Annotated in this window: 21 protein-coding genes; 5 read left to right on the top strand and 16 right to left on the bottom strand. The window is 62.2% G+C overall.

What is annotated here, in order from left to right:
- Nucleotides 1-14: 14 nt before the first annotated feature.
- Nucleotides 15-2,150 (bottom strand): catalase HPII, encoded by a 2,136-nt coding sequence (gene katE / locus N436_RS23515; protein WP_110742072.1) that lies wholly within the window; start codon nt 2,148-2,150, stop codon nt 15-17.
- Between the two features lie 226 nt (nt 2,151-2,376).
- On the opposite strand from katE, the gene N436_RS23510 reads away from it, so the two are divergent.
- The 3 genes from N436_RS23510 to N436_RS23500 all read left to right on the top strand — a co-directional run bounded on the left by N436_RS23510 (nt 2,377) and on the right by N436_RS23500 (nt 4,890).
- Nucleotides 2,377-3,384, top strand: a complete 1,008-nt coding sequence (locus N436_RS23510) for a methionine ABC transporter ATP-binding protein (RefSeq protein WP_016712837.1) — start codon at nt 2,377-2,379, stop codon at nt 3,382-3,384.
- Nucleotides 3,384-4,055: a methionine ABC transporter permease gene (locus N436_RS23505; protein WP_010951513.1), complete on the top strand. Its 672-nt coding sequence runs from the start codon at nt 3,384-3,386 to the stop codon at nt 4,053-4,055. Before N436_RS23510 ends, N436_RS23505 begins: the two co-directional genes overlap by 1 nt.
- 64 nt (nt 4,056-4,119) lie before the next feature.
- Entirely contained in the window at nt 4,120-4,890 is a 771-nt protein-coding gene (locus tag N436_RS23500; protein WP_110742071.1) for a MetQ/NlpA family ABC transporter substrate-binding protein, read from the top strand.
- A gap of 129 nt (nt 4,891-5,019) precedes the next feature.
- Here the strand turns inward: N436_RS23500 and N436_RS23495 are convergent, their stop codons facing one another.
- From N436_RS23495 to N436_RS23475, 5 genes are read right to left on the bottom strand one after another with little or no spacing between them, the layout of a single operon-like run.
- The gene (locus tag N436_RS23495) at nt 5,020-5,652 is read right to left on the bottom strand and encodes an SCO family protein (RefSeq protein WP_060499831.1); all 633 of its coding nucleotides are present in this window, start codon (nt 5,650-5,652) and stop codon (nt 5,020-5,022) included.
- Nucleotides 5,649-6,542: a heme o synthase gene (gene cyoE, locus N436_RS23490; protein WP_110742070.1), complete on the bottom strand. Its 894-nt coding sequence runs from the start codon at nt 6,540-6,542 to the stop codon at nt 5,649-5,651. Before cyoE ends, N436_RS23495 begins: the two co-directional genes overlap by 4 nt.
- Nucleotides 6,527-7,606 (bottom strand): heme A synthase, encoded by a 1,080-nt coding sequence (locus N436_RS23485; protein ID WP_110742069.1) that lies wholly within the window; start codon nt 7,604-7,606, stop codon nt 6,527-6,529. The genes cyoE and N436_RS23485 overlap by 16 nt, the downstream gene beginning before the upstream one ends.
- A gap of 9 nt (nt 7,607-7,615) precedes the next feature.
- Nucleotides 7,616-8,197: a hypothetical protein gene (locus N436_RS23480; RefSeq protein ID WP_110742068.1), complete on the bottom strand. Its 582-nt coding sequence runs from the start codon at nt 8,195-8,197 to the stop codon at nt 7,616-7,618.
- A complete protein-coding gene (locus tag N436_RS23475) occupies nt 8,166-8,903 on the bottom strand; it encodes an SURF1 family protein (protein ID WP_105947075.1) in 738 nt (245 codons plus the stop codon). Before N436_RS23475 ends, N436_RS23480 begins: the two co-directional genes overlap by 32 nt.
- Before the next feature lie 51 nt (nt 8,904-8,954).
- Here N436_RS23475 and N436_RS23470 point away from each other — a divergent pair, with 51 nt between their 5' ends.
- The gene (locus N436_RS23470) at nt 8,955-9,158 is read left to right on the top strand and encodes a twin transmembrane helix small protein (RefSeq protein WP_110742067.1); all 204 of its coding nucleotides are present in this window, start codon (nt 8,955-8,957) and stop codon (nt 9,156-9,158) included.
- Nucleotides 9,159-9,206: 48 nt separating this feature from the next.
- Here N436_RS23470 and N436_RS23465 read toward each other — a convergent pair whose 3' ends face one another.
- The 4 genes from N436_RS23465 to coxB are packed head-to-tail and all read right to left on the bottom strand — an operon-like array spanning nt 9,207 to nt 13,448.
- The gene (locus N436_RS23465; RefSeq protein ID WP_105947076.1) at nt 9,207-10,094 is read right to left on the bottom strand and encodes a cytochrome c oxidase subunit 3; all 888 of its coding nucleotides are present in this window, start codon (nt 10,092-10,094) and stop codon (nt 9,207-9,209) included.
- Nucleotides 10,095-10,110: 16 nt separating this feature from the next.
- Entirely contained in the window at nt 10,111-10,677 is a 567-nt protein-coding gene (locus tag N436_RS23460) for a cytochrome c oxidase assembly protein (protein ID WP_016712829.1), read from the bottom strand.
- A 10-nt stretch (nt 10,678-10,687) separates the two neighbouring features.
- Nucleotides 10,688-12,277: a cytochrome c oxidase subunit I gene (ctaD, locus tag N436_RS23455; RefSeq protein ID WP_104833654.1), complete on the bottom strand. Its 1,590-nt coding sequence runs from the start codon at nt 12,275-12,277 to the stop codon at nt 10,688-10,690.
- Between the two features lie 43 nt (nt 12,278-12,320).
- Nucleotides 12,321-13,448, bottom strand: a complete 1,128-nt coding sequence (coxB, locus tag N436_RS23450) for a cytochrome c oxidase subunit II (RefSeq protein ID WP_105947077.1) — start codon at nt 13,446-13,448, stop codon at nt 12,321-12,323.
- Nucleotides 13,449-13,817: 369 nt separating this feature from the next.
- Here coxB and N436_RS23445 point away from each other — a divergent pair, with 369 nt between their 5' ends.
- Complete coding sequence (locus N436_RS23445) at nt 13,818-14,459, top strand: hypothetical protein (protein ID WP_105947078.1); 642 nt, start codon at nt 13,818-13,820, stop codon at nt 14,457-14,459.
- Between the two features lie 130 nt (nt 14,460-14,589).
- Here N436_RS23445 and N436_RS23440 read toward each other — a convergent pair whose 3' ends face one another.
- The 6 genes from N436_RS23440 to prlC all read right to left on the bottom strand — a co-directional run bounded on the left by N436_RS23440 (nt 14,590) and on the right by prlC (nt 22,905).
- Complete coding sequence (locus tag N436_RS23440; protein WP_110742066.1) at nt 14,590-16,122, bottom strand: SulP family inorganic anion transporter; 1,533 nt, start codon at nt 16,120-16,122, stop codon at nt 14,590-14,592.
- Nucleotides 16,123-16,312: 190 nt separating this feature from the next.
- Nucleotides 16,313-17,032 (bottom strand): carbonic anhydrase, encoded by a 720-nt coding sequence (locus N436_RS23435; protein WP_105947080.1) that lies wholly within the window; start codon nt 17,030-17,032, stop codon nt 16,313-16,315.
- Between the two features lie 273 nt (nt 17,033-17,305).
- Nucleotides 17,306-18,364: a PA0069 family radical SAM protein gene (locus tag N436_RS23430; protein ID WP_105947081.1), complete on the bottom strand. Its 1,059-nt coding sequence runs from the start codon at nt 18,362-18,364 to the stop codon at nt 17,306-17,308.
- 70 nt (nt 18,365-18,434) lie between these two features.
- Nucleotides 18,435-20,429 carry a M3 family metallopeptidase gene (locus N436_RS23425; RefSeq protein WP_105947082.1) on the bottom strand — a complete coding sequence of 665 codons (1,995 nt, stop codon included), beginning with the start codon at nt 20,427-20,429 and terminating at the stop codon, nt 18,435-18,437.
- Between the two features lie 110 nt (nt 20,430-20,539).
- Nucleotides 20,540-20,821, bottom strand: coding sequence for a YheV family putative zinc ribbon protein (locus N436_RS23420; protein WP_016712822.1), 282 nt, complete (start codon nt 20,819-20,821; stop codon nt 20,540-20,542).
- Nucleotides 20,818-22,905 carry an oligopeptidase A gene (gene prlC / locus N436_RS23415; RefSeq protein WP_110742065.1) on the bottom strand — a complete coding sequence of 696 codons (2,088 nt, stop codon included), beginning with the start codon at nt 22,903-22,905 and terminating at the stop codon, nt 20,818-20,820. The genes N436_RS23420 and prlC overlap by 4 nt, the downstream gene beginning before the upstream one ends.
- Nucleotides 22,906-22,969 lie beyond the last annotated feature (64 nt).

The raw sequence follows: 22,969 nt of genomic DNA, 5'->3' as shown, positions 1-22,969 counted from the left end.
TGCAAAGCAGCCCCTTAGGCCGGCACAGCCTCCGCAGCCGCCTCCCGCTCCCACACCCGATGCCCCTCAACCGCTTTGACAAAGGCATCCACGGCTTTCTGGTCATCCGCCAGCAGCAAGCCCTTGTCTTCCTTAAGTCCCAGGCCGGTCGCCAGTTCCTTGGTCAACACCATAGCCTTCAGGTGCTTGTAGCCTTCCAGCAAGAAGTGTTTGGCCAGCCCGCTAGCCACCAAGGCATCCGTCGAAGCCTTACCTGATGGCACGACAATCCCGTCGAACATGATCGAAGGCATCCCTTCCATCGACGCGTCCACCGAAATCTGCTTGCCATCCGCGGCTTTCACTGGCGCCGACGTTGGCCCCAGCAGCATCAGCCGTGCACTCACAGCCTCCAGAGCCTTGACCAGCCTGTCGACGCTCGCCGCATCCACGCCATCGGCCACCAGCAGCGCGATCTTGCGCCCTTTGATACCCACGTCACCGGGGTGATTCATCTGGCTCAACGCCTTTGACTGCTCGGGCTTGCTGCCTTTCACCTTGACCGTCCCACGCTTGGGTGCCGGCAACCCAAGGTTGCCCGCTACCGCCGCCGCCAACGCCAGGTCGATGTTCGCCAGAATCTCATTCACCACACGCTCGCGAATGGTTTCACGCTCCACCTTGCCCAGCTCAAAGCTGTAGGCCTTGATGATGTGCTGCTGCTCGGTCGCGCTCATGCTCTGGAAGAAAAGCCGCGCCTGCGAGAAGTGGTCGCCAAACGACTCGCTGCGCTGGCGGATCTTGTGCGCATCGATGCGCTCCTGATAACTCTCGAAACCGCCATCCTGCGCCGCAGGCGGTGTTTCCTTCGGCCAACCGCCGTCGATGGAGTTGGGTTCGTACGAAGCCCGACCCTTGTCGATGGTCATGCGGTGCATGGCATCGCGCTGGCTGCTGTGGTTGGGCGCCACCGGCCGGTTGATCGGGATTTCATGGAAGTTCGGCCCGCCCAGGCGGCTGATCTGCGTATCGGTGTAGGAGAACAACCGGCCCTGCAGCAGCGGGTCGTTGGTGAAGTCGATGCCTGGCACGATATGCCCCGGGCAAAACGCCACTTGCTCGGTTTCGGCGAAAAAGTTGTCCGGATTGCGGTTGAGCACCATCTTGCCCAGCAGGGTGACCGGCACCAGTTCCTCCGGGATGAGCTTGGTCGGGTCGAGCAGGTCGAAATCGTACTTGTGCTCATCGGCCTCGGGCACGATCTGCACGCCCAGTTCCCATTCAGGGTAATCACCCGATTCGATGGCCTCCCACAGGTCGCGGCGGTGATAGTCAGCATCCTTGCCCGCCAGTTTCTGCGCCTCATCCCACAGCACCGAATGCACACCCTCGCGCGGCTTCCAGTGGAATTTGACGAAGCTGGCCACGCCTTCGGCGTTGATCAGGCGGAAGGTGTGCACGCCAAACCCTTCCATCATCCGCAAGCTGCGCGGGATGGCGCGGTCGGACATGGCCCAGATCACCATGTGCGCCGACTCGGGCACCAAGGATACGAAGTCCCAGAAGGTGTCGTGGGCCGAGCCACCGGTGGGCATTTCGTTGTGCGGCTCAGGCTTCACGGCATGCACGAAGTCGGGGAACTTGATGGCGTCCTGGATGAAGAACACCGGCATGTTGTTGCCAACCAGGTCGAAATTGCCCTCATTGGTATAGAACTTGACGGCAAAGCCGCGCACATCGCGTACCGTATCACCCGAGCCACGCGGCCCCTGCACTGTGGAAAAACGCACGAACACCGGGGTGACCTTGTCCGGGTCTTGCAGGAAGCCTGCCTTGGTCAGTTCGGCATGGCAGCCGTAGCTCTGGAAGTAGCCGTGCGCCCCGGTACCACGGGCATGCACGATGCGCTCCGGGATGCGCTCATGATCAAAGTGGGTGATCTTCTCGCGCATGATGAAGTCTTCGAGCAGCGACGGCCCGCGTGCGCCAGCCTTGAGGCTGTTCTGGTTGTCGGCAATCTTCACCCCCTGGTTGGTGCGCAGGGCCTGGCCGGTAGCGTCGCTGCGGAAGGTTTCCAGGCTCTGCAACTTGGCATTGGTATTGGCCCGGTCCGGGGTTTGGGTGCCAGCGGCTTCACTCTGCTTGGGCGCGTCCGTTTTCTTGCTGGGCATGGTCGGCTCTCCTCATCAGTCTTCAGGCGTGCCCGTTGCGGGCTTGTTCAACTAGTGACTGGGAGGCTTTGCCGAGCGTTCAATCAGGATTACCGGTTGTCGCGATATGCCCGATGGATTGGTGCATTACGAAATAAATGCTAAGAACAGCTATGGGAAAAGGCTAAAATGCGCGACCCCAGCTAACCGCTGACCCAAATTCCATGCGCCCCACAAGGTTCGCTACGTGATCGAGTTCCAACAGGTACATAAAACCTACCGCGTTGCCGGTAGGGAAATCCCCGCACTGAATCCGACCAGCCTGACCATCGAAGATGGCCAGGTGTTCGGCCTGATCGGCCATTCCGGCGCCGGCAAAAGCACCATGCTGCGCCTGATCAACCGCCTGGAAGAACCTTCCGGCGGCAAGATCATCGTCGACGGCGAAGACGTCACCGCGTTCAACGCCAGCCAGTTGCGCGGCTTCCGCCAGCAGGTCGGGATGATTTTCCAGCACTTCAACCTGCTGGCCTCCAAGACGGTCGCCGACAACGTCGCCCTGCCACTGACCCTGGCCGGCGAGCTGTCGCGCAGCGAAATCGACAAACGCGTGACCGAGCTGCTGGCCCGTGTCGGCCTGCAAGACCACGCCAAAAAGTACCCGGCGCAGTTGTCTGGCGGCCAGAAGCAGCGCGTCGGCATCGCCCGCGCCCTGTCCACCAACCCGAAGATCCTGCTGTGCGACGAGGCCACCAGTGCCCTCGACCCGCAAACCACGGCCTCGGTCCTGCAATTGCTGGCCGAGATCAACCGTGAGCTGAAGCTGACTATCGTGCTGATCACCCATGAAATGGACGTGATCCGCCGTGTCTGCGACCGCGTGGCGGTGATGGACGCCGGCCAGATCGTCGAGCAAGGCTCGGTGGCCGATGTGTTCCTGCACCCGCAGCACCCCACCACCAAGCGCTTTGTCCAGGAAGACGAGCAAGTCGACGAAGGCGAACAGCGCGACGACTTCGCCCATGTACCTGGCCGCATCGTGCGCCTGACCTTCCAGGGCGACGCCACCTACGCGCCGCTGCTGGGCACCGTGGCCCGCGAAACCGGTGTGGACTACAGCATCCTCGCCGGGCGTATCGACCGCATCAAGGATGTCCCCTATGGCCAGCTCACCCTCGCCCTGATCGGCGGTGACATGGAAGCGGCATTCGCCCGCTTCAAGGCAGCTGACGTACATATGGAGGTACTGCGTTGATGGACGCCCTGAATTTCTTTGCCAACGTCGACTGGGCCGAAATCTGGCTGGCCACCGTCGATACCATGATCATGCTGTTCGGTTCGCTGTTCTTCACCGTGCTGCTGGGCCTGCCGCTGGGCGTGCTGCTGTTCCTCTGCGGGCCAAAGCAGATGTTCGAGCAAAAGGGCGTGTACGCACTGCTATCGCTGGTGGTGAACATCCTGCGCTCGCTGCCGTTCATCATCCTGCTGATCGTGATGATCCCGTTCACCGTGCTGATCACCGGCACCTCGCTGGGCGTAGCCGGCGCCATCCCGCCGCTGGTGGTGGGTGCCACGCCGTTCTTTGCCCGCCTGGTGGAAACCGCCCTGCGTGAAGTGGACCGCGGCATCATCGAGGCTACCCAGTCGATGGGCGCCACCACCCGCCAGATCATTACCAGCGCACTGCTGCCAGAGGCCCGCCCGGGCATCTTCGCAGCCATTACCGTGACCGCCATTACCCTGGTGTCGTACACCGCGATGGCCGGTGTGGTCGGTGCCGGCGGCCTGGGCGACCTGGCTATCCGCTTCGGTTACCAGCGCTTCCAGACCGATGTGATGGTAGTGACCGTGGTGCTGCTGCTGGTACTGGTTCAAGTGTTGCAGAGCGTGGGCGACAAACTGGTCGTGCATTTTTCCCGTAAGTAACCCCAATGGGGTCGGCCCGGCCGACCCGTTCGGGGGCCGTCGCGGCCCTCACAAGGAGTGATTGATGAAGAAGCTGCTTGCTGTTGCTGCCGCTGTTGCGGCCTTCTCGGCCCACGCCGATACCCTGACCGTTGCCGCCACCCCGGTGCCGCACGCCGAGATCCTCAACTTCGTCAAACCACAGCTGGCGAAAGAGGGCGTGGAGCTGAAGGTGAAGGAGTTCACTGACTACATCCAGCCGAACGTGCAGGTGGCCGAAAAGCGCCTGGACGCCAACTTCTTCCAGCACCAGCCGTACCTGGATGAGTTCAACAAAGCCAAGGGCACTAGCCTGGTGAGCGTGGCCGGCGTGCACATCGAGCCGCTGGGCGTGTACTCGACCAAGATCAAGAAGCTGGACGAGCTGTCCTCCGGCGCCACCGTGGTCATCCCTAACGACGCCACCAACGGCGGCCGCGCCTTGCTGCTGCTGGACAAAGCCGGTGTGATCAAGCTGAAGGACAATAAGAACATCCTGTCCACCGTGAAGGATGTGGCCGAGAACCCGAAAAACATCAAGTTCCGTGAGCTGGAAGCAGCCACCATCCCGCGCGTGCTGACCCAGGTCGATGCCGCCCTGATCAACACCAACTACGCGCTGGAAGCCAAGCTGAACCCGGAGAAAGACGCGCTGGCCATCGAAGGCAGCGACTCGCCTTACGTGAACATCCTGGTTGCCCGCCCGGACAACAAGGACTCGGAAGACATGAAGAAGCTGGCAGCTGCGCTGCACTCGCCTGAGGTGAAGCAGTTCATCATCGAAAAATACAAGGGCGCTGTGGTTCCGGCGTTCTGATCCGAAATCCCCGGGGCCGCTTTGCGGCCCATTCGCGACGCAAGGCCGCTCCCACAAAATACGGCGTACGCCGATCCATGTGGGAGCGGCCTTGTGTCGCGATAGGCCTGCGCAGCAGGCCCAGCACTCTCAATCCCGCTTCACAAGCCCGGGCAACTGCGCCACCAGCTTCTGGTTGTTGAACGGCGCACGAATAAACCCACGCTGACGCCCATCCGGCCCGACAACCGCCAGGTTGCCGCTGTGATCCACGGTATACCCCGGCTTGCTGGTATCCGCCGGAATGAACGGAATGCTCAAGGCATTGGCCAGCTTCTGGGTATCCTCGATTGACCCCGCCACCCCGACAAAGTCCTTGTCGAAATAGCCCAGGTACTGCTTCAGCTGGTTCGGCGTGTCGCGGTTCGGGTCCACACTCACCAACACTACCTGCAGCCGGTCAACGGCTTCCTTGGGCAGCTCGCTCTTTACCTGACGCAACTGGGCCAGGGTGGTCGGGCAAATGTCCGGGCAGTAGGTGTAGCCGAAGAACAGCAGCGACCATTTGCCTTTCAGGTCATCCAGCTGCACTGGCTGGCCATCCTGGTTGGTCATGGTCACGTCGGCCACGGTGCGGCTTTGTGGCAACAGGATAATGCCCGCGTCGATCAGCTCGGTGGGGTTGGGCTGGTCGCGGCCATTGAGCACCTTGTTGACGGTCAGGCCCATGATCAGCGCGACCAGGGCAACGAGGATGAAGACGGTTTTCTGGGTTCGGGTCATAGGTTCAGCAACAGGTAGTGGTCGAGGAGCAACGCAATGAACAGCACGAACAGGTAGCCGATAGAGTACTTGAAGGTGCCGATCGCCGCGTGCGGCCGGCTGCCACGGTACAACACCCAGGCCCAATGCAGGAAGCGCAGGCCCAGCATCAAGGCACAGGCCAGGTACAGCGGGCCGCTCATGTGGATGGCATACGGCAGCAGGCTCACGGCCAGCAATACCAAGGTGTACAGCAGGATATGCAGCTTGGTGTAGCGCTCGCCGTGGGTCACCGGCAGCATCGGGATATCGGCCTTCGCGTATTCCTCCTTGCGGTGGATGGCCAGGGCCCAGAAATGCGGCGGGGTCCAGGCGAAGATGATCAGCACCAGCAGCAAGGGTTCGGCGCTGACATGGCCGCTCACGGCCACCCAGCCGAGCAGCGGCGGGGCAGCGCCGGCCAGGCCGCCGATAACGATGTTCTGTGGCGTGGCGCGCTTGAGAAAGCCGGTGTAGAGCACCGCATAGCCGAGCAAGGAGGCCAGGGTGAGCCAAGCGGTGAGGGCGTTGGTAAATACCAGCAGCAACGTCATGCCCAACAGCGCCAGGGCCAGGGCGAACAACAGCGCCGGCAGTGGCTCGACCCGGCCCTGGGCCAGTGGCCGCTTATGGGTGCGGGCCATCAGCGCATCGATGCGCCGGTCCACCACATGGTTGACCACCGCCGCAGCACCCGCGCACATACCTATGCCCAGGTTGCCGAACAGCAGCACGCTCCAGCTGACGCCCGCGCGAGTGGCCAGGAACATGCCGGCCAGCGAGGTAATCAGCATCAGCACCACCACCTTGGGCTTGGTCAGCTCCAGGTAATCGCGCCAGCTCGCCCACCGTGCGCTCAGAAGCGTCGCCACGAATCATTCCTCATGTGATGGGAAGTGCCCACGCCGGCCACCGGCCGCAGGCGCCACCCGTGGCCGACACCCACGCGCACCTTGTCGACCACGCGAATGCGGTAATTCACCAGCACCATGCTCAACAGCAACAGCGCCCCACCCGCGTTGTGCGCCACGGCCACGGCCAGCGGCAGGTGGAACAGCACGTTGCTGATGCCCAGGCCCACTTGCAGGGCCAGCGCCAGCAGCACCAACCGTGCCAGGCCGGGGAGGCCACAGCGGTGGAGCTTCCAGCTGAGCATCAAAAGCACACAAGTCACCAACAACGCGCCCAGCCGGTGGCTGATGTGGATGGCCGTGCGCGCATCGCTGTCCAGTTGCCCGCCCAGGTAGTTGGGGCCAACGTGCTGGGTCAGGTGGAAGCCGTTGCTGAAATCCGCCGCCGGCCACCACTGGCCATGGCAGGTGGGCAGGTCGATGCAGGCAACCGCTGCATAGTTGGCACTGACCCAACCGCCCAGGGCGATCTGGCCGATCACCACCAGCAGGGCCAATGCAGCGATCCGGCGCAAGCTCAACGGCAACTTGGGCAATGGCGCAAAAGCCCGGGATAGACGCAGGGAAAGCAGGAACAGCAGGCTCAACGTAGTGAACCCGCCGAGCAAGTGCGCGGTGACCACCTGTGGCCACAGCTTCAAGGTGACTGTCCACATGCCGAAAGCCGCCTGGGCCAGCACCACACCCAGCAACAGCACAGGCAGGCGATAGGGTTGGCCATCGCGGGCATGCCGGCGCACCGCCTGGAAGGCGAGCAGGGCAATCACCACGGCCAAGGTGCCAGCGAAGTAACGGTGGACCATCTCGGCCCAGCCCTTGGCCTCTTCCACGGGGTGATCGGGGAAGTGCAACTCGGCATGGGCCAACTGGGCCTCGCTCTTGGGCACGCTGATGAAGCCGTAGCAGCCCGGCCAGTCCGGGCAGCCCAGGCCGGCGTGGGTCAGCCGGGTATAGGCGCCGAGCAGGACGACCAGCAGTGCCAGCAGGGTGGCGAATACAGCCAAGCGGAATCCAGGTCTGGCCATGGCAGGCTCCTAGCCGATGTTGGACAGCTTGAGCAAGTGGCGCAGGTCGTCCAGCACATGCTTGCCGTTGACCTTGCCGTCGTAACGCAGCACCAGGTTGCCGTGGGGGTCGACGATCCAGAGTTGCGGGCCAGGCTCGCCAACCTTCTGCAGGTAGTGCTGGGCATCCAACGGGTAGCGTTGCAGTTGTGGGTACTCGCGGCCGAGCAGCGCCTGGTAGTCGGCGCTCAGCGGTTGGGCAGCGGCCAGCGCATGGCTGGCGCGGCTGGCATCGCGGCCCAGGCCGACCTGGATCTGCCGGGCCAGGTACACCAGGCGCTGGCAGTCTTCGGCGCAGGCCTCGGGCGCGCTGACCAGCAGTTGCCAGCGCTCGTCTTCACCCGCCACGCCGATATCGGCACGGCTTTCACCATTGCCGATCATGGCGCCGTGGTAGCTGCGGCCTTCCGGCACCCAGAACTTGAGCTTGTACATGCTGGTGGCCAGGATCATCGGACCGAGCACCACCAGCAAGATCAACAGCAGCTGCAAACGCCCGCGGGCTCTGGGTTTGCTACGTTCAGGCACGTCCAGTGGAGTGGCGGTGGCCATGGCGTTTCTCCTTGTTGTGGTGCCAGCCGAAGTAGAGGTAAAGCAGAACCAGCGCAGTCGCCAGGGCAAACCACTGCACGGCGTACCCCAGGTGTTTTTCCGGGCCCATGGCAACCACCGGCCAGTCCAGCCGGTAGGTTGCCGGGCCGGGCTCCAGGCGCAACTCATGGGCATAGCCTTCGCGGCCTAGCTGTGGCCATAGCTGTGCGGCATCAACGGCGGTAAGCAGATGGGGCCATTGGCCGCCTTCAGGGTCGGGATGCAGCTGAAACGTGCTGCCGGGTGATACGTAGACTGAAGCGTCCAGTGCCAAGGCGTTGGAGGGGGTATCGAAATGCACCGGCACGCGACGGTCTGGCCATGGCAGCCAGCCGCGATTGACCAACAGCCACAGGCCGCTGGGCTGGTCATGGAAGGGTTGAAGAAGTTCGACACCGGCCTGGCCGTCGCGCATGCGGTTGTCCAGCAGTAGGCTGTGTTCGGCGTCGAAGCGGCCATAGAGGTGCACGCGGCGGAAGGCGTTGTCTTCGTTCGATGCCAGCTGAGCCGTGGCGATTGGCGCGTCGACCCGCCGCTCGGCATAAGTGGCCAGCAGCACGCGCTTTTCCTCGGCGCGGCCCAGTTGCCAGCAGCCAAGCGCTATCAGGCCCGGCAGCAGCGCAAGCACCACCAGGGTCGGTACCCAACCTGGGCGAAACGGCCTCACGGGCGCCTCGCTATACTTATCCACATCACCGCATCCCCCCGGAGTAGCGCCATGCTCAAGGCCGCGATTGTCCTGATGCTGTTGGCCACGATTGCCAGCCTGTTCAGCGGCCTGGTGTTTCTGGTCAAGGACGACGAAAACTCGACCCGCCTGCTGAAGGCGCTGACCGTGCGGGTGACCCTGGCGGCCCTGACCGTTGGCTTGGTCGCCTGGGGCTTGATCAGCGGTCAGCTGGTTTCACATGCTCCCTTCTGAATCTCTGAGTGCCTGGCCTCATCCCTGTAGGAGCGAGCTTGCTCGCTCCTACAGCACATACACAAAGATGAACAACCCCACCCACACCACATCGACGAAGTGCCAGTACCAACTGGCCGCCTCGAAGCCGAAGTGTTTCTCCGGGTTGAAATGCCCGCGCAAAATCCGCACGAACATCACGATCAGGATGATCGTGCCCAGCGTCACGTGGGCGCCGTGGAAGCCGGTCAGCATGAAGAACGTCGCCCCGTAGATCCCCGAACCCAGCGTCAGCCCCAGCTTGGTATAGGCCTCGTGGTACTCGTAGGCCTGCAACGTAATGAAGCTGATACCCAGAAGAATGGTCAGCGCCATCCAGAACTTCAGTGGCCCACGGTGATCACGGCGCAACGCATGGTGCGCAAGGGTGATGGTCACACTGGAACTGACCAGCAGGATGGTGTTGATCAGCGGCAGGTGCCACGGGTCGATCACTTCCTTGGGCGGCGGGAACAGTTTCGGGTCGGGTGTGTGCAGCAGCGGCCAGGTGAATTCGAAGGTCGGCCACAGCATGTGCGCAACCCCTTTGGCCCCTTCGCCCCCCAGCCACGGCCCGGCCAGCACGCGCACGTAGAACAGCGCACCGAAGAACGCCAGGAAGAACATCACTTCGGAGAAGATGAACCAGCTCATGCCCCAGCGGAACGAGCGGTCCAACTGTGGGCTGTACAACCCCGCACGACTCTCCTTCACCACGGCGCCAAACCAGCCGAACAGCATGTAGGCCAGGAACAATGCACCCACGAAGAAAATCAGCGGCCCGTGCGATTCCGGGTGGCCGGCCTTCATGTCATTGAACCAGGTGCCCAGACCGAACACCGTGATGAACATGCCGATGGTGGCGATGATCGGCCACTTGCTCTGCGCCGGGACGTAGTAGTGCTCATGACTTGCCATTGCTGTTCTCCTTCCCTTAACGGGCGCCCTGGACGTCCTGGGCCGCAACATGCGCGACCGGCGGGTGGCGAGCGGTGATGTCGAACAAGGTGTAGGCCAGTGTCAGGTGCTTCACGCTGGCCGGCAGGTCGCGGTCTACGATGAAGCGCACCGGCATCTCGATGCGTTCGCCGGGCTGCAGCACCTGCTGGGTAAAGCAGAAGCACTCGGTCTTGTGGAAATACGCCGCGGCCTCGGCCGGGGTAATGCTGGGTATCGCCTGCGCACTCATCGGCCGGTCGGTCGGGTTGTGGGCAATGAAGATCATCTGGTTCACCGCACCCGGGTTGACCTCCAACTGGTCAGCCGTTGAGTAGAAGTCCCAGACCATGTCGCTGGCATTGGTCGACATGAACTGCACCCGTACCGAACGCGACGGGTCGCTGACCTGGCTGCCTTCGTACTGCCCGCCGGTCTTGCCATTGATGCCAAACGCCTTGCACATCACGTCGTAGATCGGCACCAGGGCAAAGCCGAAGGCAAACATCACCACCGTCAGCATCAACAGGCGCGTTACCAGGCGTTTCAGCGACAGGCCGTTCATGGCGGGCTTCCTATTTCACTTCCGGTGGCGTCTGGAAGGTGTGGTAGGGCGCAGGCGAGGGGATCGACCACTCCAGGCCCTCGGCGCCATCCCAAGGCTTGGCCGGTGCCGGCGCGCCGCCACGGATGCACTTGATGACGATGAACAGGAAGAAGATTTGCGTGGCGCCGAACATGAAGGCACCGATAGACGACACCATGTTGAAGTCGGCGAACTGCAGGTTGTAGTCGGGGATGCGTCGTGGCATGCCGGCCAGCCCCACGAAGTGCATGGGGAAGAAGGCCATGTTCATGCCGATGAACGACAGCCAGAAGTGCAGCTTGCCGAGGGTTTCGTCATACATGTGGCCCGTCCATTTCGGCAGCCAGTAGTAGGCCGAGGCGAAGATGCCGAAGATCGCCCCGGGCACCAGCACATAGTGGAAGTGTGCGACCACGAAGTAGGTGTCGTGGTACTGGAAGTCCGCCGGGGCGATGGCCAGCATCAAGCCGGAGAAGCCGCCGATGGTGAACAGGATGACGAAGGCGATGGCAAACAGCATCGGCGTCTCGAAGGTGAGCGAGCCTTCCCACATGGTGCTGACCCAGTTGAACACCTTCACCCCGGTGGGCACGGCGATCAGCATGGTGGCGTACATGAAGAACAGTTCGCCCACCACCGGGATGCCGACCACGAACATGTGGTGGGCCCAGACGATGAACGACAGGAAGGCAATCGCGCCGGTGGCGTACACCATTGAGGTGTAGCCGAACAGCGGCTTGCGCGAGAACGCCGGGATGATCGAGCTGACCGCACCAAAGGCCGGCAGGATCATGATGTACACCTCGGGGTGGCCGAAGAACCAGAACACATGCTGGAACAGCACCGGGTCACCGCCACCGGCGGCGCTGAAGAAGCTGGTACCGAAGTGGATGTCCATCAGCATCATGGTCACCACGCCGGCCAGCACCGGCATCACCGCAATCAGCAGGAACGCAGTAATCAGCCAGGTCCAGACAAACAATGGCATCTTCATCAGGGTCATGCCCGGCGCACGCAGGTTGAGGATGGTGGCGATCACGTTGATCGCGCCCATGATCGAGCTGATGCCCATCAGGTGGATGGCAAAGATGAAGAAGGTGACGCTGGCCGGTGCATAGGTGGTGGACAGCGGGGCGTAGAAGGTCCAGCCAAAATTCGGCCCGCCGCCAGGGCTGAACAGGGTCGACACCAGCAACAGAAACGCCGCCGGCAACAACCAGAAGCTGAAGTTGTTCATGCGCGGCAGGGCCATGTCGGGCGCACCGATCATCAACGGGATCATCCAGTTGGCCAGGCCGACGAAGGCCGGCATCACCGCACCGAACACCATGATCAGGCCATGCATGGTGGTCATCTGGTTGAAGAACGCCGGCTCCACGATTTGCAGCCCGGGCTGGAACAGCTCGGCGCGAATCACCATGGCGAACGAGCCACCAAGCAGGAACATGAGGAAGGCAAACCACAGGTACATCGTGCCGATGTCTTTGTGGTTGGTGGTCAGCACCCAGCGCATCAGGCCCTTGGCCGGGCCGTGCGCATGGTCATGGCCGTGGGCGTGGTCGTCGATCACTGTGCTCATGTCCTGTCTCCTGCAACCCATTGATTGCCGCGAGTAGCCCGGTTCATTGCGCTTCTGCCTGCTTCAGCGCCAGCACGTCCTTCGGCGTGACCATGTCGCCCTTGTTGTTGCCCCAGGCGTTGCGCTCGTAGGTGACCACGGCGGCAATATCCACTTCCGAGAGCTGCTTGCCGAATGCAGCCATGGCGGTACCGGGTTTGCCGTGGAAGACGATGCTCAGGTGGCCTTCCTTTGGCCCGGTAGCGATCTTCGAACCCTTGAGCGCCGGGAACATCGGCGGCAGCCCCTGGCCTTCGGCCTGGTGACAGGCCACGCAGGTGGTGTGGTAGACCTTGTCGCCACGCTCCACCAGCTCTTCCAGGGTCCATTCCTTGCTGGTCAGCTCCTTGAGCTTGGCAGCTTCGGCTTTGCGCTCACCCAACCAGGTGTCGTAGTCGGCCTTGGACTTCACCTCGACCACCACCGGCATGAAGCCATGGTCCTTGCCGCACAACTCGGTGCACTGGCCGCGGTAGATGCCGGGCTTCTCGATACGGGTCCAGGCTTCGTTGACGAAACCGGGGATGGCGTCGCGCTTGACCGCGAAGGCCGGTACCCACCAGGAGTGGATGACGTCAGCGGCGGTTACCAGGAAACGCACCTTGGCGCCCACAGGCAACACCAGTGGCTGGTCGACTTCGAGCAGGTAATGCTCGTCCTTGGGGGCCTTGTTGTGAATCTGATCGGCGGGGGTGGCCAGGTTGCTGAAAAACTCCACGTCCTGGCCCAGGTATTTGTAGTGCCACTTCCACTGGTAGCCGGTGACCTGGATGTCGATGTCCGACTCGCTGGCGTCGTAGATGTCGATCAGGGTCTTGGTGGCCGGGATGGCCATGGCCACCAGAATCAGGAAGGGCACCACGGTCCAGAGGATTTCCACCCAGGTATGCTCGTGGAAATGCGCGGCCTGCTGGCCGGTGGAACGGCGGTGGATGACCATCGACCAGAACATCGCGCCGAATACCACGATGCCGATGATCACGCAGATCCAGAAGATGGTCATGTGCAAGTCGAAGACGGCGTTGGAGACTTCCGTCGCCCCCGGGTGCATGTTCACGGTCCAGGCCGCATTGGCCTGACCAAAAACCGACCACAACAGGAGGCCCATCCAGACATGTGGATGTCGCATCATTGCGGGTTCCCCTTCTAATTCTTGTTGTCCCGGAGGCGTGGCCTGCGGCAAGAGGGAACGGCGGTCAAGACTGCCTGGCTTCGACGACCGAGCCCCTGCTAAAAGCAGTCGGGCCTCATCAACGAATCACGTTCACCGGGAGTATAGACAGCGACCAATGGCACGCAATGAAGCCTGTGAAATGAACTTCACGAAATAGCCAAATTGCCTGAAAACCGCACGCTTGAGGGGGTATGGCGCAATAATGGCACCTTGATATGCCTGAGAGCGCACACGTTTGCGAGATTTATAACAAATAGGTCTTAGGTATTCTGTATACCGAGCTAATTTAGTGTCTTCCGTTTGAAACGTAATGTCCCTGGAGTTGTCATGAACATCGCTGCTGTACGCGAGCAGGTAAGCCAAGCCCATCAACATGAAGGCCAGACTGGCCAATTGAAACAGCGTCTCGAGCTGCAACTGCCCCACCTGCACCCCTCGATCCAACTGCCTGAGCAGGACGCCCAGGGTACTTTGGCGCGCTTCGTCAGCGCCTACATCGACCAGGTTCCGGAACTGCTGGAGGCCGCACATGCGGTTGCCCGCGAGGCCGGGATCGAGTCGCAGATCAAACCTGTATTGAAAATTGCCGAGGCTTACTTCCTGCAACCGCCCGAGGTCATGGAAGGGCATGTGGGTCTGGACTGCCTGCTGGATGAGGCCTACCTGGCGCATCGCTTGGTGGAGGAAGTGAATGACTTGTACATCCGACACTTCCAGCAGCCGCTGATCCCGGTCGATACCACCGTCGCCAACCTGATTGCCCACCAGTTGATTGGCGAGGAATTTGCCAACCAGCTGGATGAAGTGGTGCATCACTCGGTTGACGAAATGCTCAATGACGAGAGCTTTGCGGTGGAGTCTGTTGAGGCTTATCGCGAGAAACTGAGCAGCCCGGCAACTGGCGAGGCCTGGAAGCGCTGGCCGTGCCTGTCGCGGCAGCTGGGTGTCGAGCTGGGTCAACCGGCCTGATTTTCCTGTTCCGGCCTCTTCGCGGGCACGCCCGCTCCCACAGGTTCTGCGCTGGTTTCAGCTAAAGCGCAATCCTGTGGGAGCGGGCGTGCCCGCGAAAGGGCCAGATCAGGCAACAAATCCCTCGGGGCTATGCCCCAACCCCCGCCGTAGTCCGCAACCGCCCCTCGATCCGCCGCTTCAACCGCCGCTGCTCGATCAACAACCGCGACCCATTCGCCGCATTGCTGCGGCCCCAGTCTTCAAGCAGCTCAAGGCACGAGTGGTCGATGTAGCTCAGGTTACCCAGCGGCACGTGCAGCGTGGTCCCCGCCGGCACAGTATCCAGCACCTGAGTCAGCGCCGGCACCTTGAGGAACGTCGCCGCACCGCTAAGCCGCAGCTCCATGTGCCCAGCCTTCTCCAGGCTCACCAGATTGATCTTCAACCGCGCCGCCTTGAACGCCAGCTTCAGCAAGGTCAGGGCAAAGCCCAGCAGCACGCCGGTCAGCAGGTCGGTAAAGATGATCGCCAGTGCTGTCGCCGCGTAGGTAAACATCGGCATGCGGCCATAACGGCCCAACCCGCGAAACGCCTTGAAGTCCACAAGCTTCACCCCGGTAAACACCAGCACACCCGCCAGGCTCGCCACCGGAATCTGTTGCAGCACGCTGCTCAGCGCCACTACGAACGCCAGCAGCCAAAGGCCATGGAAGATCGCCGAAGCCCGGGTTTGCGCTCCCGCCTGAACATTCGCCGAACTGCGCACGATCACTCCAGTCATCGGCAAAGCACCCAACACACCGCAGAGCATGTTGCCGATCCCCTGGGCCGACAACTCACGGTCGAAGTCCGAGCGCTGGCCGCTGTGCATGCGGTCCACCGCCGCAGCCGACAGCAGGGTTTCAGCACTGGCAATGAAGGCCAGGGCGAAGGCAGCGACCAGCAGGGTAGGGTCGGCCAGTTGCATCAGGTCATCCGGGCGGATCCAGTCGATGGCCTCAGACAAGTCTGCCGGCACGTGCACTCGGTTGACCGGCAAGGCCAGCCACATGCTGATGCCGGTCATCGCCGCAACACCCAGCAGGGCACCCGGGACGAAGCGTAGCCGCTGCGGCCGCAAGCGCTCCCAGCCCCACATGATGGCGATGGTACCCAGGCCCAGCGCACCGGCCATCCAGCCGGTACCGGCGCTTTCCTGTGGCAGGGCTGCGGCCACGGTTGCCGGGAACTCCAGCAGGTTCTGCATACCGGAAGGCTGGGGCGCGGTGTCGAACATGACATGCACTTGCGACAGTACGATCAGCACGCCAATCCCCGCCAACATGCCGTACACCACCGCTGGCGCAGTGACGCGGAACCAGCACCCCAGGCGCAGGCGCCCGGCCAGCAATTGCAGCACCCCGGCCAACAGCAAAATCGGCCCAAGCATGGCCATGCCATGTTGGCGCACCAGCTCGAACACCAGCACTGCCAGGCCGGCAGCCGGGCCGCTGACTTGCAACGGCGAACCGGCGAGGAAACCCACGACAATGCCGCCGATAATGCCGGTAATCAGCCCTTTGGCCGGCGGCATGCCCGAGGCGATCGCAATGCCCATGCACAACGGCAAGGCCACCAGAAAGACCACCACCGACGCCAACAACTCACGCGGCAGGGCCGCTTTCAACTGTGTAATGTTCACCGTGTTTCTCCATTCTCAGTCACACGGCCATTCCCCTGGCCGTGGGCACGTTTGCCCCTGAAGAGCGCGCAGGCGCGGGCCGCCAGCGGGCGTGCCGGCAGGGCAGTCAGGGAATTCAAGGCAGCAGAAGGCCGCGCCACACCCTGAAGGGTGCAGCCGGCTATCAAGGTTCTAGCGGTGGATGGGGCGCTTAGTAGCGGCCTCTCGGAGTGGCGCTCGGAACAGGCTCGCCAGCGGCCAGGGGCAGGAAGCTGTCGCTGGCGGCGTCGTAGGCTTCAATCTTGCTGGTCTCGATGTCGTAGACCCAGCCATGGATGTACAACTGGCCAGCTGCCAGGCGCGAGGCCACCGAGGGGTGAGTGCGCAGGTGGTGCAGCTGGGCAATGACGTTTTCCTTGGTCAGCACCTGCATGCTTTCGTGTTCGCTGCCGCACGAGCAGTTGTTCTCGACCACGGTGCGGGCCACCTCGGCATGGCGCAACCAGGCGCCAACCGTCGGCATCTTGTCCAGCGAGTGCGGGTTGAGTACCGCGCGCATGGCACCGCAGTCGGAGTGGCCGCAGATGATGATGTGGTGCACTTTCAGTGCAAGAACCGCGTATTCGATGGCGCTGGAAACACCACCGTTCATCTGGCCGTAAGGCGGCACCACGTTACCCACGTTACGGGTCACGAACAGGTCGCCTGGCGAGCTTTGGGTGATCAGCTCGGGGACGATGCGCGAGTCGGCGCAGGTGATGAACATGGCGCGTGGCGTTTGCGCGGTGGCGAGCTTCTTGAACAGCTCTTGCTGCTCGGGGAAGACGTCATGGTGAAAGCGCAGGAAGCCGTCGACGATGTGCTTCAGGGCAGCATCGGCGCTTTCCGCGGGGACCTGCGGTACGACCTTGGATGGGTCCTTGACGGGCATGATTCATCCTCTTGACGGTGTGTAGGTAAATCCATTTTACCGGTGAAAGATTCTGGCTATGCAGGGATTTAGATGACACGCACGGGCCATTGATCACAGTCGGTGTGGACTGATTTCCTACGCTAGCGGGGAAAACTTAACTGAAACTTAATTCGAAGGCTCTAGAACGGGTGTTCCAGACAGGAAAGGCGGGATCTGGATAATAGCAAAAAAGCATCAGTTGCCAATATGGATTAGCAAAATTATTGGGTGTTATTAGCTGAGTTACAGGCATCAGAACAACGCCATCTGGCCCCCCGGTGGGCAGAATGCCGAGCAATCCAGTGCCTGCGCTTCCCGCCCCTCAAAGTTCAGCCGCTTCATGGCCTTGGCAAAACGCTGTGCCAACAGCTCGGCAAACACCCCTTCACCGCGCATGCGCGCACCAAACCGGCTGTCGTACAGCTCGCCGCCCCGGCTCTGGCGGATCAGGCTCAGTACATGCGCAGCCCGTTGCGGGTAATGGTCCTGCAGCCACTGCTCGAACAGTGGCGCCACCTCCAGCGGCAGGCGCAGCATCATGTAGGCCGCGCTCTGTGCGCCGGCTTCCCTGGCAGCCTCCAACAGGCGTTCCAGTTCACTGTCGTTGATCATCGGAATCATCGGCGAACACAACACACCCACCGGCACACCCGCTTCGCGCAATACCCGGATGGCCCTCAACCGTGCGCCGGGGGATGCCGCGCGTGGCTCCAGCACCCGCTTGAGATCATCGTCCAGCGTGGTCAGGCTGATCATTACCCGCGCCAGGCGCTGGCGGGCCATCTCGGCCAGCAGGTCGAGATCACGCAACACCAGCGAACCCTTGGTGACAATGGTCACCGGATGGCGAAAACGCAGCAAAACCTCAAGCAGCCGCCGGGTGAGCATGTGCTCCCGCTCGATCGGTTGGTAAGGGTCGGTGTTGGAGCCCAGGTTGATCGGCGCGCACACGTAGCCCGGCTTGCTCAATTGTTGCGTCAGCACCTCGGCAGCGTTGGTCTTGGCAATCAGCTTGGTCTCGAAATCCAGACCGGGGGAAAGGTCCCAATAGGCGTGCGAGGGGCGGGCATAGCAGTAGATGCAACCATGCTCGCAGCCACGGTAAGGGTTGATGGAGCGGTCGAAGGGCAGGTCGGGCGAGGTGTTGCGGCTGATTACCGACTTGGCGGTTTCTATCCGCACTTCAGTGCCCTGCGTCTGTGGCACTTCCTGGTACCAGCCATCATCCACTGCCACCGAATGGCTCGGGGCAAAGCGGTTATGTGGGTTGTGCGCCGTGCCACGGCCCTTTTGCGGTGCTGGAGGAATCATGGCTAACCTCTATACTGTACCGATATACAGTATAGTGCGCGCCAGAATCTTTCCAGCACCTCTGGTCTGGCTACTTCAGGCCATGCCAGCTCAGGTACGCTGCCTGTTCAGATTGCCGACCAAGGAACACCTCAATGCCTTCGCGCAATGGGCGCGATGCGCCTGGGGCTAACAGCGCGTCCTGAAGGGCCTGGCCCGTGGCCCGGTTCAGCAGGCCCTCGGCCTCGAAGCGGGTGAACACGTCAAAAGCATGCACATCCGACCACAGGTAGGCGTAGTAACCAGCATCGTAACCATTCACCAGGTGGTCGAAGGCATGCGCCGGGTGCTCGAAATCAGCGAGCGGCCAGTAGCCACAACGCTCACGGGCCTCATTCAGGCGCTGCTCAAAGGACCTGCCATCGTTCGGTGTGGCATGCAGGTCCATGTCGAACAGCGCCAGGCTCAGATGACGCGCGATTTCCTCCACGCCCTGCTGGCGCAGCGCCTCCAGGCTCTCATCGGCTTGCCTCCGGGTCAGCGGGCTGCCATCGCTTGTATGAGCCGAAATCGACACCAGGTAATCCGCATCCCAGACCCAACGCTCGAACAGCTTGCCAAACAGCTCCACACCATCGGTGCCCAGTTCGGTCACGTTGGACATCACGTGGTTCGTCGTACGCACCAGTAAATGGTGCAGGGCATGGCCGAACTCATGGAACAACTTGCGCAGAGACAAGTGGTCGAGCAATGGCCGGCTACCTGGTGGTGCTTGCGGCACATCGCAGAAAACCACCACCGACGCGGCCTGGTAGATACCCTCGGCATCGACCCGACGGTTGCGTATGTATGTGGTGAACACTGAGTCTGGCTGCTTCCCGGCATGCTGCACGGCGTCCAGATACAGAAACCCGATGAAGGCGTTGTCCTGCCACACCTCGAACGGCTGCACGCTATCATCCCAGGTAGCGAGCGGCTTAGGCTCAAGCACAACACCGAACAGCGTCTGCGCCAGCTGCTGTAACGCGCTGACGACCGCATCCAGCGGGAAGTATTCGCGCAGCGCTTCGGTGGAAGACCCACCGCGCGAAGACGCCTGCAGGTAGTCGAAGTCCCAGGGTTTTGGGTTGTCCAGGCCTTGATCGGCAGCCTGGCGCTGCACTTGCGCACGCCAGCGCAACATGGCCGGTCGCACATGACCGGCCAGATCGTGGAGAAAGCTGCGCACCTGAGCTACCGAGCCCGCACTCTTCACATGCAGGCTTTGCTCCAGATGGCTGGGAAAACCAAGCAGGAGGGCCTTCTCCTGGCGCAGTTGTGCAAGCTCCTGCAAAGACGAGCGGTTATCCAGTTGCGGATCATTGCTGGTGCCTCGGGTGTGAAATGCCCGGTACACACGTTCACGGAGCTGGCGGTTGGCCGCATGCTTGAGCACCTCATCGGTAGCCACTGTGTCACAGGCAATAATCCAACCCTGCTCACCTGCCTCTTGTGCCGCAGCAGCCCATTTGTCGCGCACCTGCTGTGAAATGCCGCTGAGCTCGGTTTCGTCGGTAATGCTAAGCCCAGAGCGGTTGATGTTGCTGCGGAACGCGTCGCGTGCACTGCCGATCTGCCCTTGGAGGTCTGCCAGGCGCACCTTGCCAGCGGCATCGAGCAACGCCCCGCTGGAGGCAAATTTGTCCAGATGCCAACGCAAGGTGGCGCGTTTCTGGGCATCCAGCTGCTTGCCGATGTCACTGCTGGCCAAGCGCTCGTAAAGGGCATGCAGATGACTGTTGACGAATTTCTGTTCGAAGCGCTCCGTTGCTTTACCGTAAAAGCCGATGATGGCGTTGGCCCAGTCGACCTCCCGGCCAACCAATGGCGAGGCGGCATACAACACTGCCAATAGCTGGCTGTCCAGGCCATCCACGGCCAGCACCATGTCATCCCAGGTGGGCATGGCCTGCTGATCACGGATGATGCGCTCGATCCCTTGCTCATGCGCCAGTAGCACATGGTCGAAAGCCGCACGCATGTTTTCAAGGGTGATGGAAGGGTAATCGACGGGGATGTGGCTAGCTTGCAGCAGGGGGTTGTCCATGGCGCGTCACTTTGCTCGTGGAAAGGAGCAAGAGAGCGTGCATGGCCAACGTATGCCAGAAGGCCTGACTATCTACCACCCGGGCCTTGCACCCGGGTGGCACCACAGCATTACTCAGCCGGTTTCTTCAGCTTCGGATTCGGGAAGAACTGCACCGTCTGTACCTTGGCCGGCGCAGCCTTCGGCGCCAGGTGATTAACCCGGGTGCCAAGCTCCTTGGGCACCGAAAGCCCCTGCTCGTTGAGGGTATCGGTGAAGCCACAGGCAACACACTCGCGGTGCGGGGTGTCGTCTTCGCTCCACATCATCAGCTTGTCAGGCTCGCTGCACGCCGGGCATACCGCCCCGGCAATGAAGCGTTTCTTGGTCTTGTTCACAGCAACCTCGCTCATGCTGCAGCGCTCTCGGTGAGGCCACTGTGGCGCAGCAACGCATCGATGGAAGGCTCACGCCCACGGAAGTCGACAAACAGCTCCATTGGCTCGCGCGAACCACCACGGGCCAGGATCGCCTCACGGAACGCGCGGCCAGTCTCGGCATTCAGCACGCCTTCTTCCTCGAAACGCGAGAAGGCGTCGGCCGACAGCACTTCGGCCCACTTGTAGCTGTAGTAGCCGGCTGCGTAACCGCCCGCGAAAATGTGCGCAAAGCTGTTAGGGAAGCGGTTGTACGCCGGTGGGCGCATCACCGACACCTCGTCGCGCACGCCTTCGAGCACCTGCAACACGCTGCGGCCGTCGCCATGGGTGGCATGCAGTTCGAAGTCGAACAGCGAGAACTCCAGCTGGCGCACCATCATCATGCCCGACTGGAAGTTCTTCGCCGCCAGCATCTTGTCCAGCAGGTCCTGGGGCAGGGGGGCGCCGGTTTCGTAGTGGGCGGAGATCAGCGCCAGGCCTTCGGGCTCCCAGCACCAGTTTTCCATGAACTGGCTCGGCAGCTCGACCGCGTCCCAGGCCACGCCGTTGATGCCGGATACACCGGCATGCTCGATGCGGGTCAGCATGTGGTGCAGGCCATGGCCGAACTCATGGAACAGGGTGGTGACTTCATCGTGGGTCAGCAGCGCCGGCTTGCCGGGTGCGGCCGGGGTGAAGTTGCACACCAGGTTGGCCACCGGGCTCTGCAGCTCGCCAGCGGCAGTGCGGCGACGGTCACGGGCGCCGTCCATCCAGGCGCCGCCGCGCTTGTTGGCGCGGGCGTACAGGTCGAAGAAGAAGCGACCGACATGCTGGCCGTTTTCCTTGATTTCGAACAGACGCACGTCCGGGTGCCAGCTGTCGAAGCCTTTGAGCTCCGCGATTTCGATGCCGTACAGGCGCTGCACGATGCTGAACAGGCCGTTCAGCACCTTGTCGATCGGGAAGTAAGCACGCAGGGCTTCCTGCGACACGCTGTAGCGTTGCTCGCGCAGCTTCTCGCCAAAGTAGCCGGCGTCCCAGCTGGCCAGCTCAGGGCAGCCTTGTTCGGCGGCGTAGGCCTTCAGTTGCTCCAGGTCCTGGGCGGCAAACGGTTTGGAACGCTTGGCCAGGTCACGCAGGAAGTTCAGCACCTGGTCGCTGGACTCGGCCATCTTGGTGGCCAGGCTCAGCTCGGCGTAGTTCTTGTAGCCCAGCAGCTCGGCCAGCTCCTGGCGCAGGCCGAGGATTTCCTGCATCACCGGGCCGTTGTCGAACTGGCCGGCGTTCGGGCCCTGGTCCGAGGCGCGGGTGCAGTAGGCGGCGTACAGCTCTTCGCGCAGGGCGCGGTCGCTGGCGTAGGTCATGACTGCGTAGTAGCTGGGGAATTCCAGGGTGATCAGCCAGCCGTCGAGGCCCTTGGCCTGGGCCGCGGCGGCCATCTGCGCCTTGGCCGAGTCGGTCAGGCCAGCCAGCGCGGCTTCGTCGGTGACATGCTTGGTCCAGGCCTGGGTAGCATCGAGCAGCTGGTTGGAGAAGCGGCTACCCAGCTCGCTGAGCTTGCTCTGCACTTCGGCGTAACGCTGCTGCTTGTCTGCCGGCAGGTCGATACCCGACAGGCGGAAGTCACGCAGGGCATGCTCGAGGATAGTCTTCTGCGCCACGTCGAAGCTTGCGGCTTCCGGGCTGTCGATCAAGGCCTGGTAGGCTTCGAACAGGGCACGGTTCTGGCCCAGTTCGGTCGAGTAGGCGCTTAATGCCGGCAGGCATGACTCATAGGCCTCGCGCAGTTCAGCGCTGTTGCACACCGCATTCAGGTGGCTAACCGGGCTCCAGGCAGCACCCAGGCGGTCGTTCAGTTCATCCATGGCCAGCACCAGGCCAGCCCAGGAGGGGTGCTTGCCCTGCTTGTCGAGGATCTCGGCAATGGCTTTACGGTTGTCGGCCAGGATCGCTTCGATCGCCGGCAACACGTGTTCGGCACGGATTTGCGAGAAGGGCGGCAGATCGTGGGATTGCAGAAGCGGGTTGTTCGCAGTCACGGTTTGGATACCTTGGCAGAAGAAACACTGCCCCATCTTAATTACAATCGACGCCGACCGCAGCAGGCAGCCTGCCTATCGGCACAGATGAGAGACGCTA

Source organism: Pseudomonas sp. RV120224-01b (assembly GCF_003208145.1).
In the GTDB taxonomy this organism is placed as follows: Bacteria; Pseudomonadota; Gammaproteobacteria; order Pseudomonadales; family Pseudomonadaceae; genus Aquipseudomonas; species Aquipseudomonas monteilii.
This window is presented reverse-complemented; position numbering and strand designations above follow the sequence as displayed.

Coding starts and splice junctions, on each gene's coding strand:
- N436_RS23485 (WP_110742069.1), bottom strand. CDS start 7,606: ATGGCCAGACCTGGATTCCGCTTGGCTGTATTCGCCACCCTGCTGGCA.
- N436_RS23430 (WP_105947081.1), bottom strand. CDS start 18,364: ATGATTCCTCCAGCACCGCAAAAGGGCCGTGGCACGGCGCACAACCCA.
- N436_RS23480 (WP_110742068.1), bottom strand. CDS start 8,197: ATGGCCACCGCCACTCCACTGGACGTGCCTGAACGTAGCAAACCCAGA.
- N436_RS23470 (WP_110742067.1), top strand. CDS start 8,955: ATGCTCAAGGCCGCGATTGTCCTGATGCTGTTGGCCACGATTGCCAGC.
- N436_RS23425 (WP_105947082.1), bottom strand. CDS start 20,429: ATGGACAACCCCCTGCTGCAAGCTAGCCACATCCCCGTCGATTACCCT.
- coxB (WP_105947077.1), bottom strand. CDS start 13,448: ATGATGCGACATCCACATGTCTGGATGGGCCTCCTGTTGTGGTCGGTT.
- N436_RS23435 (WP_105947080.1), bottom strand. CDS start 17,032: ATGCCCGTCAAGGACCCATCCAAGGTCGTACCGCAGGTCCCCGCGGAA.
- prlC (WP_110742065.1), bottom strand. CDS start 22,905: ATGGGGCAGTGTTTCTTCTGCCAAGGTATCCAAACCGTGACTGCGAAC.
- N436_RS23465 (WP_105947076.1), bottom strand. CDS start 10,094: ATGGCAAGTCATGAGCACTACTACGTCCCGGCGCAGAGCAAGTGGCCG.
- ctaD (WP_104833654.1), bottom strand. CDS start 12,277: ATGAGCACAGTGATCGACGACCACGCCCACGGCCATGACCATGCGCAC.
- N436_RS23495 (WP_060499831.1), bottom strand. CDS start 5,652: ATGACCCGAACCCAGAAAACCGTCTTCATCCTCGTTGCCCTGGTCGCG.
- N436_RS23500 (WP_110742071.1), top strand. CDS start 4,120: ATGAAGAAGCTGCTTGCTGTTGCTGCCGCTGTTGCGGCCTTCTCGGCC.
- N436_RS23445 (WP_105947078.1), top strand. CDS start 13,818: ATGAACATCGCTGCTGTACGCGAGCAGGTAAGCCAAGCCCATCAACAT.
- N436_RS23420 (WP_016712822.1), bottom strand. CDS start 20,821: ATGAGCGAGGTTGCTGTGAACAAGACCAAGAAACGCTTCATTGCCGGG.
- katE (WP_110742072.1), bottom strand. CDS start 2,150: ATGCCCAGCAAGAAAACGGACGCGCCCAAGCAGAGTGAAGCCGCTGGC.
- N436_RS23505 (WP_010951513.1), top strand. CDS start 3,384: ATGGACGCCCTGAATTTCTTTGCCAACGTCGACTGGGCCGAAATCTGG.
- N436_RS23460 (WP_016712829.1), bottom strand. CDS start 10,677: ATGAACGGCCTGTCGCTGAAACGCCTGGTAACGCGCCTGTTGATGCTG.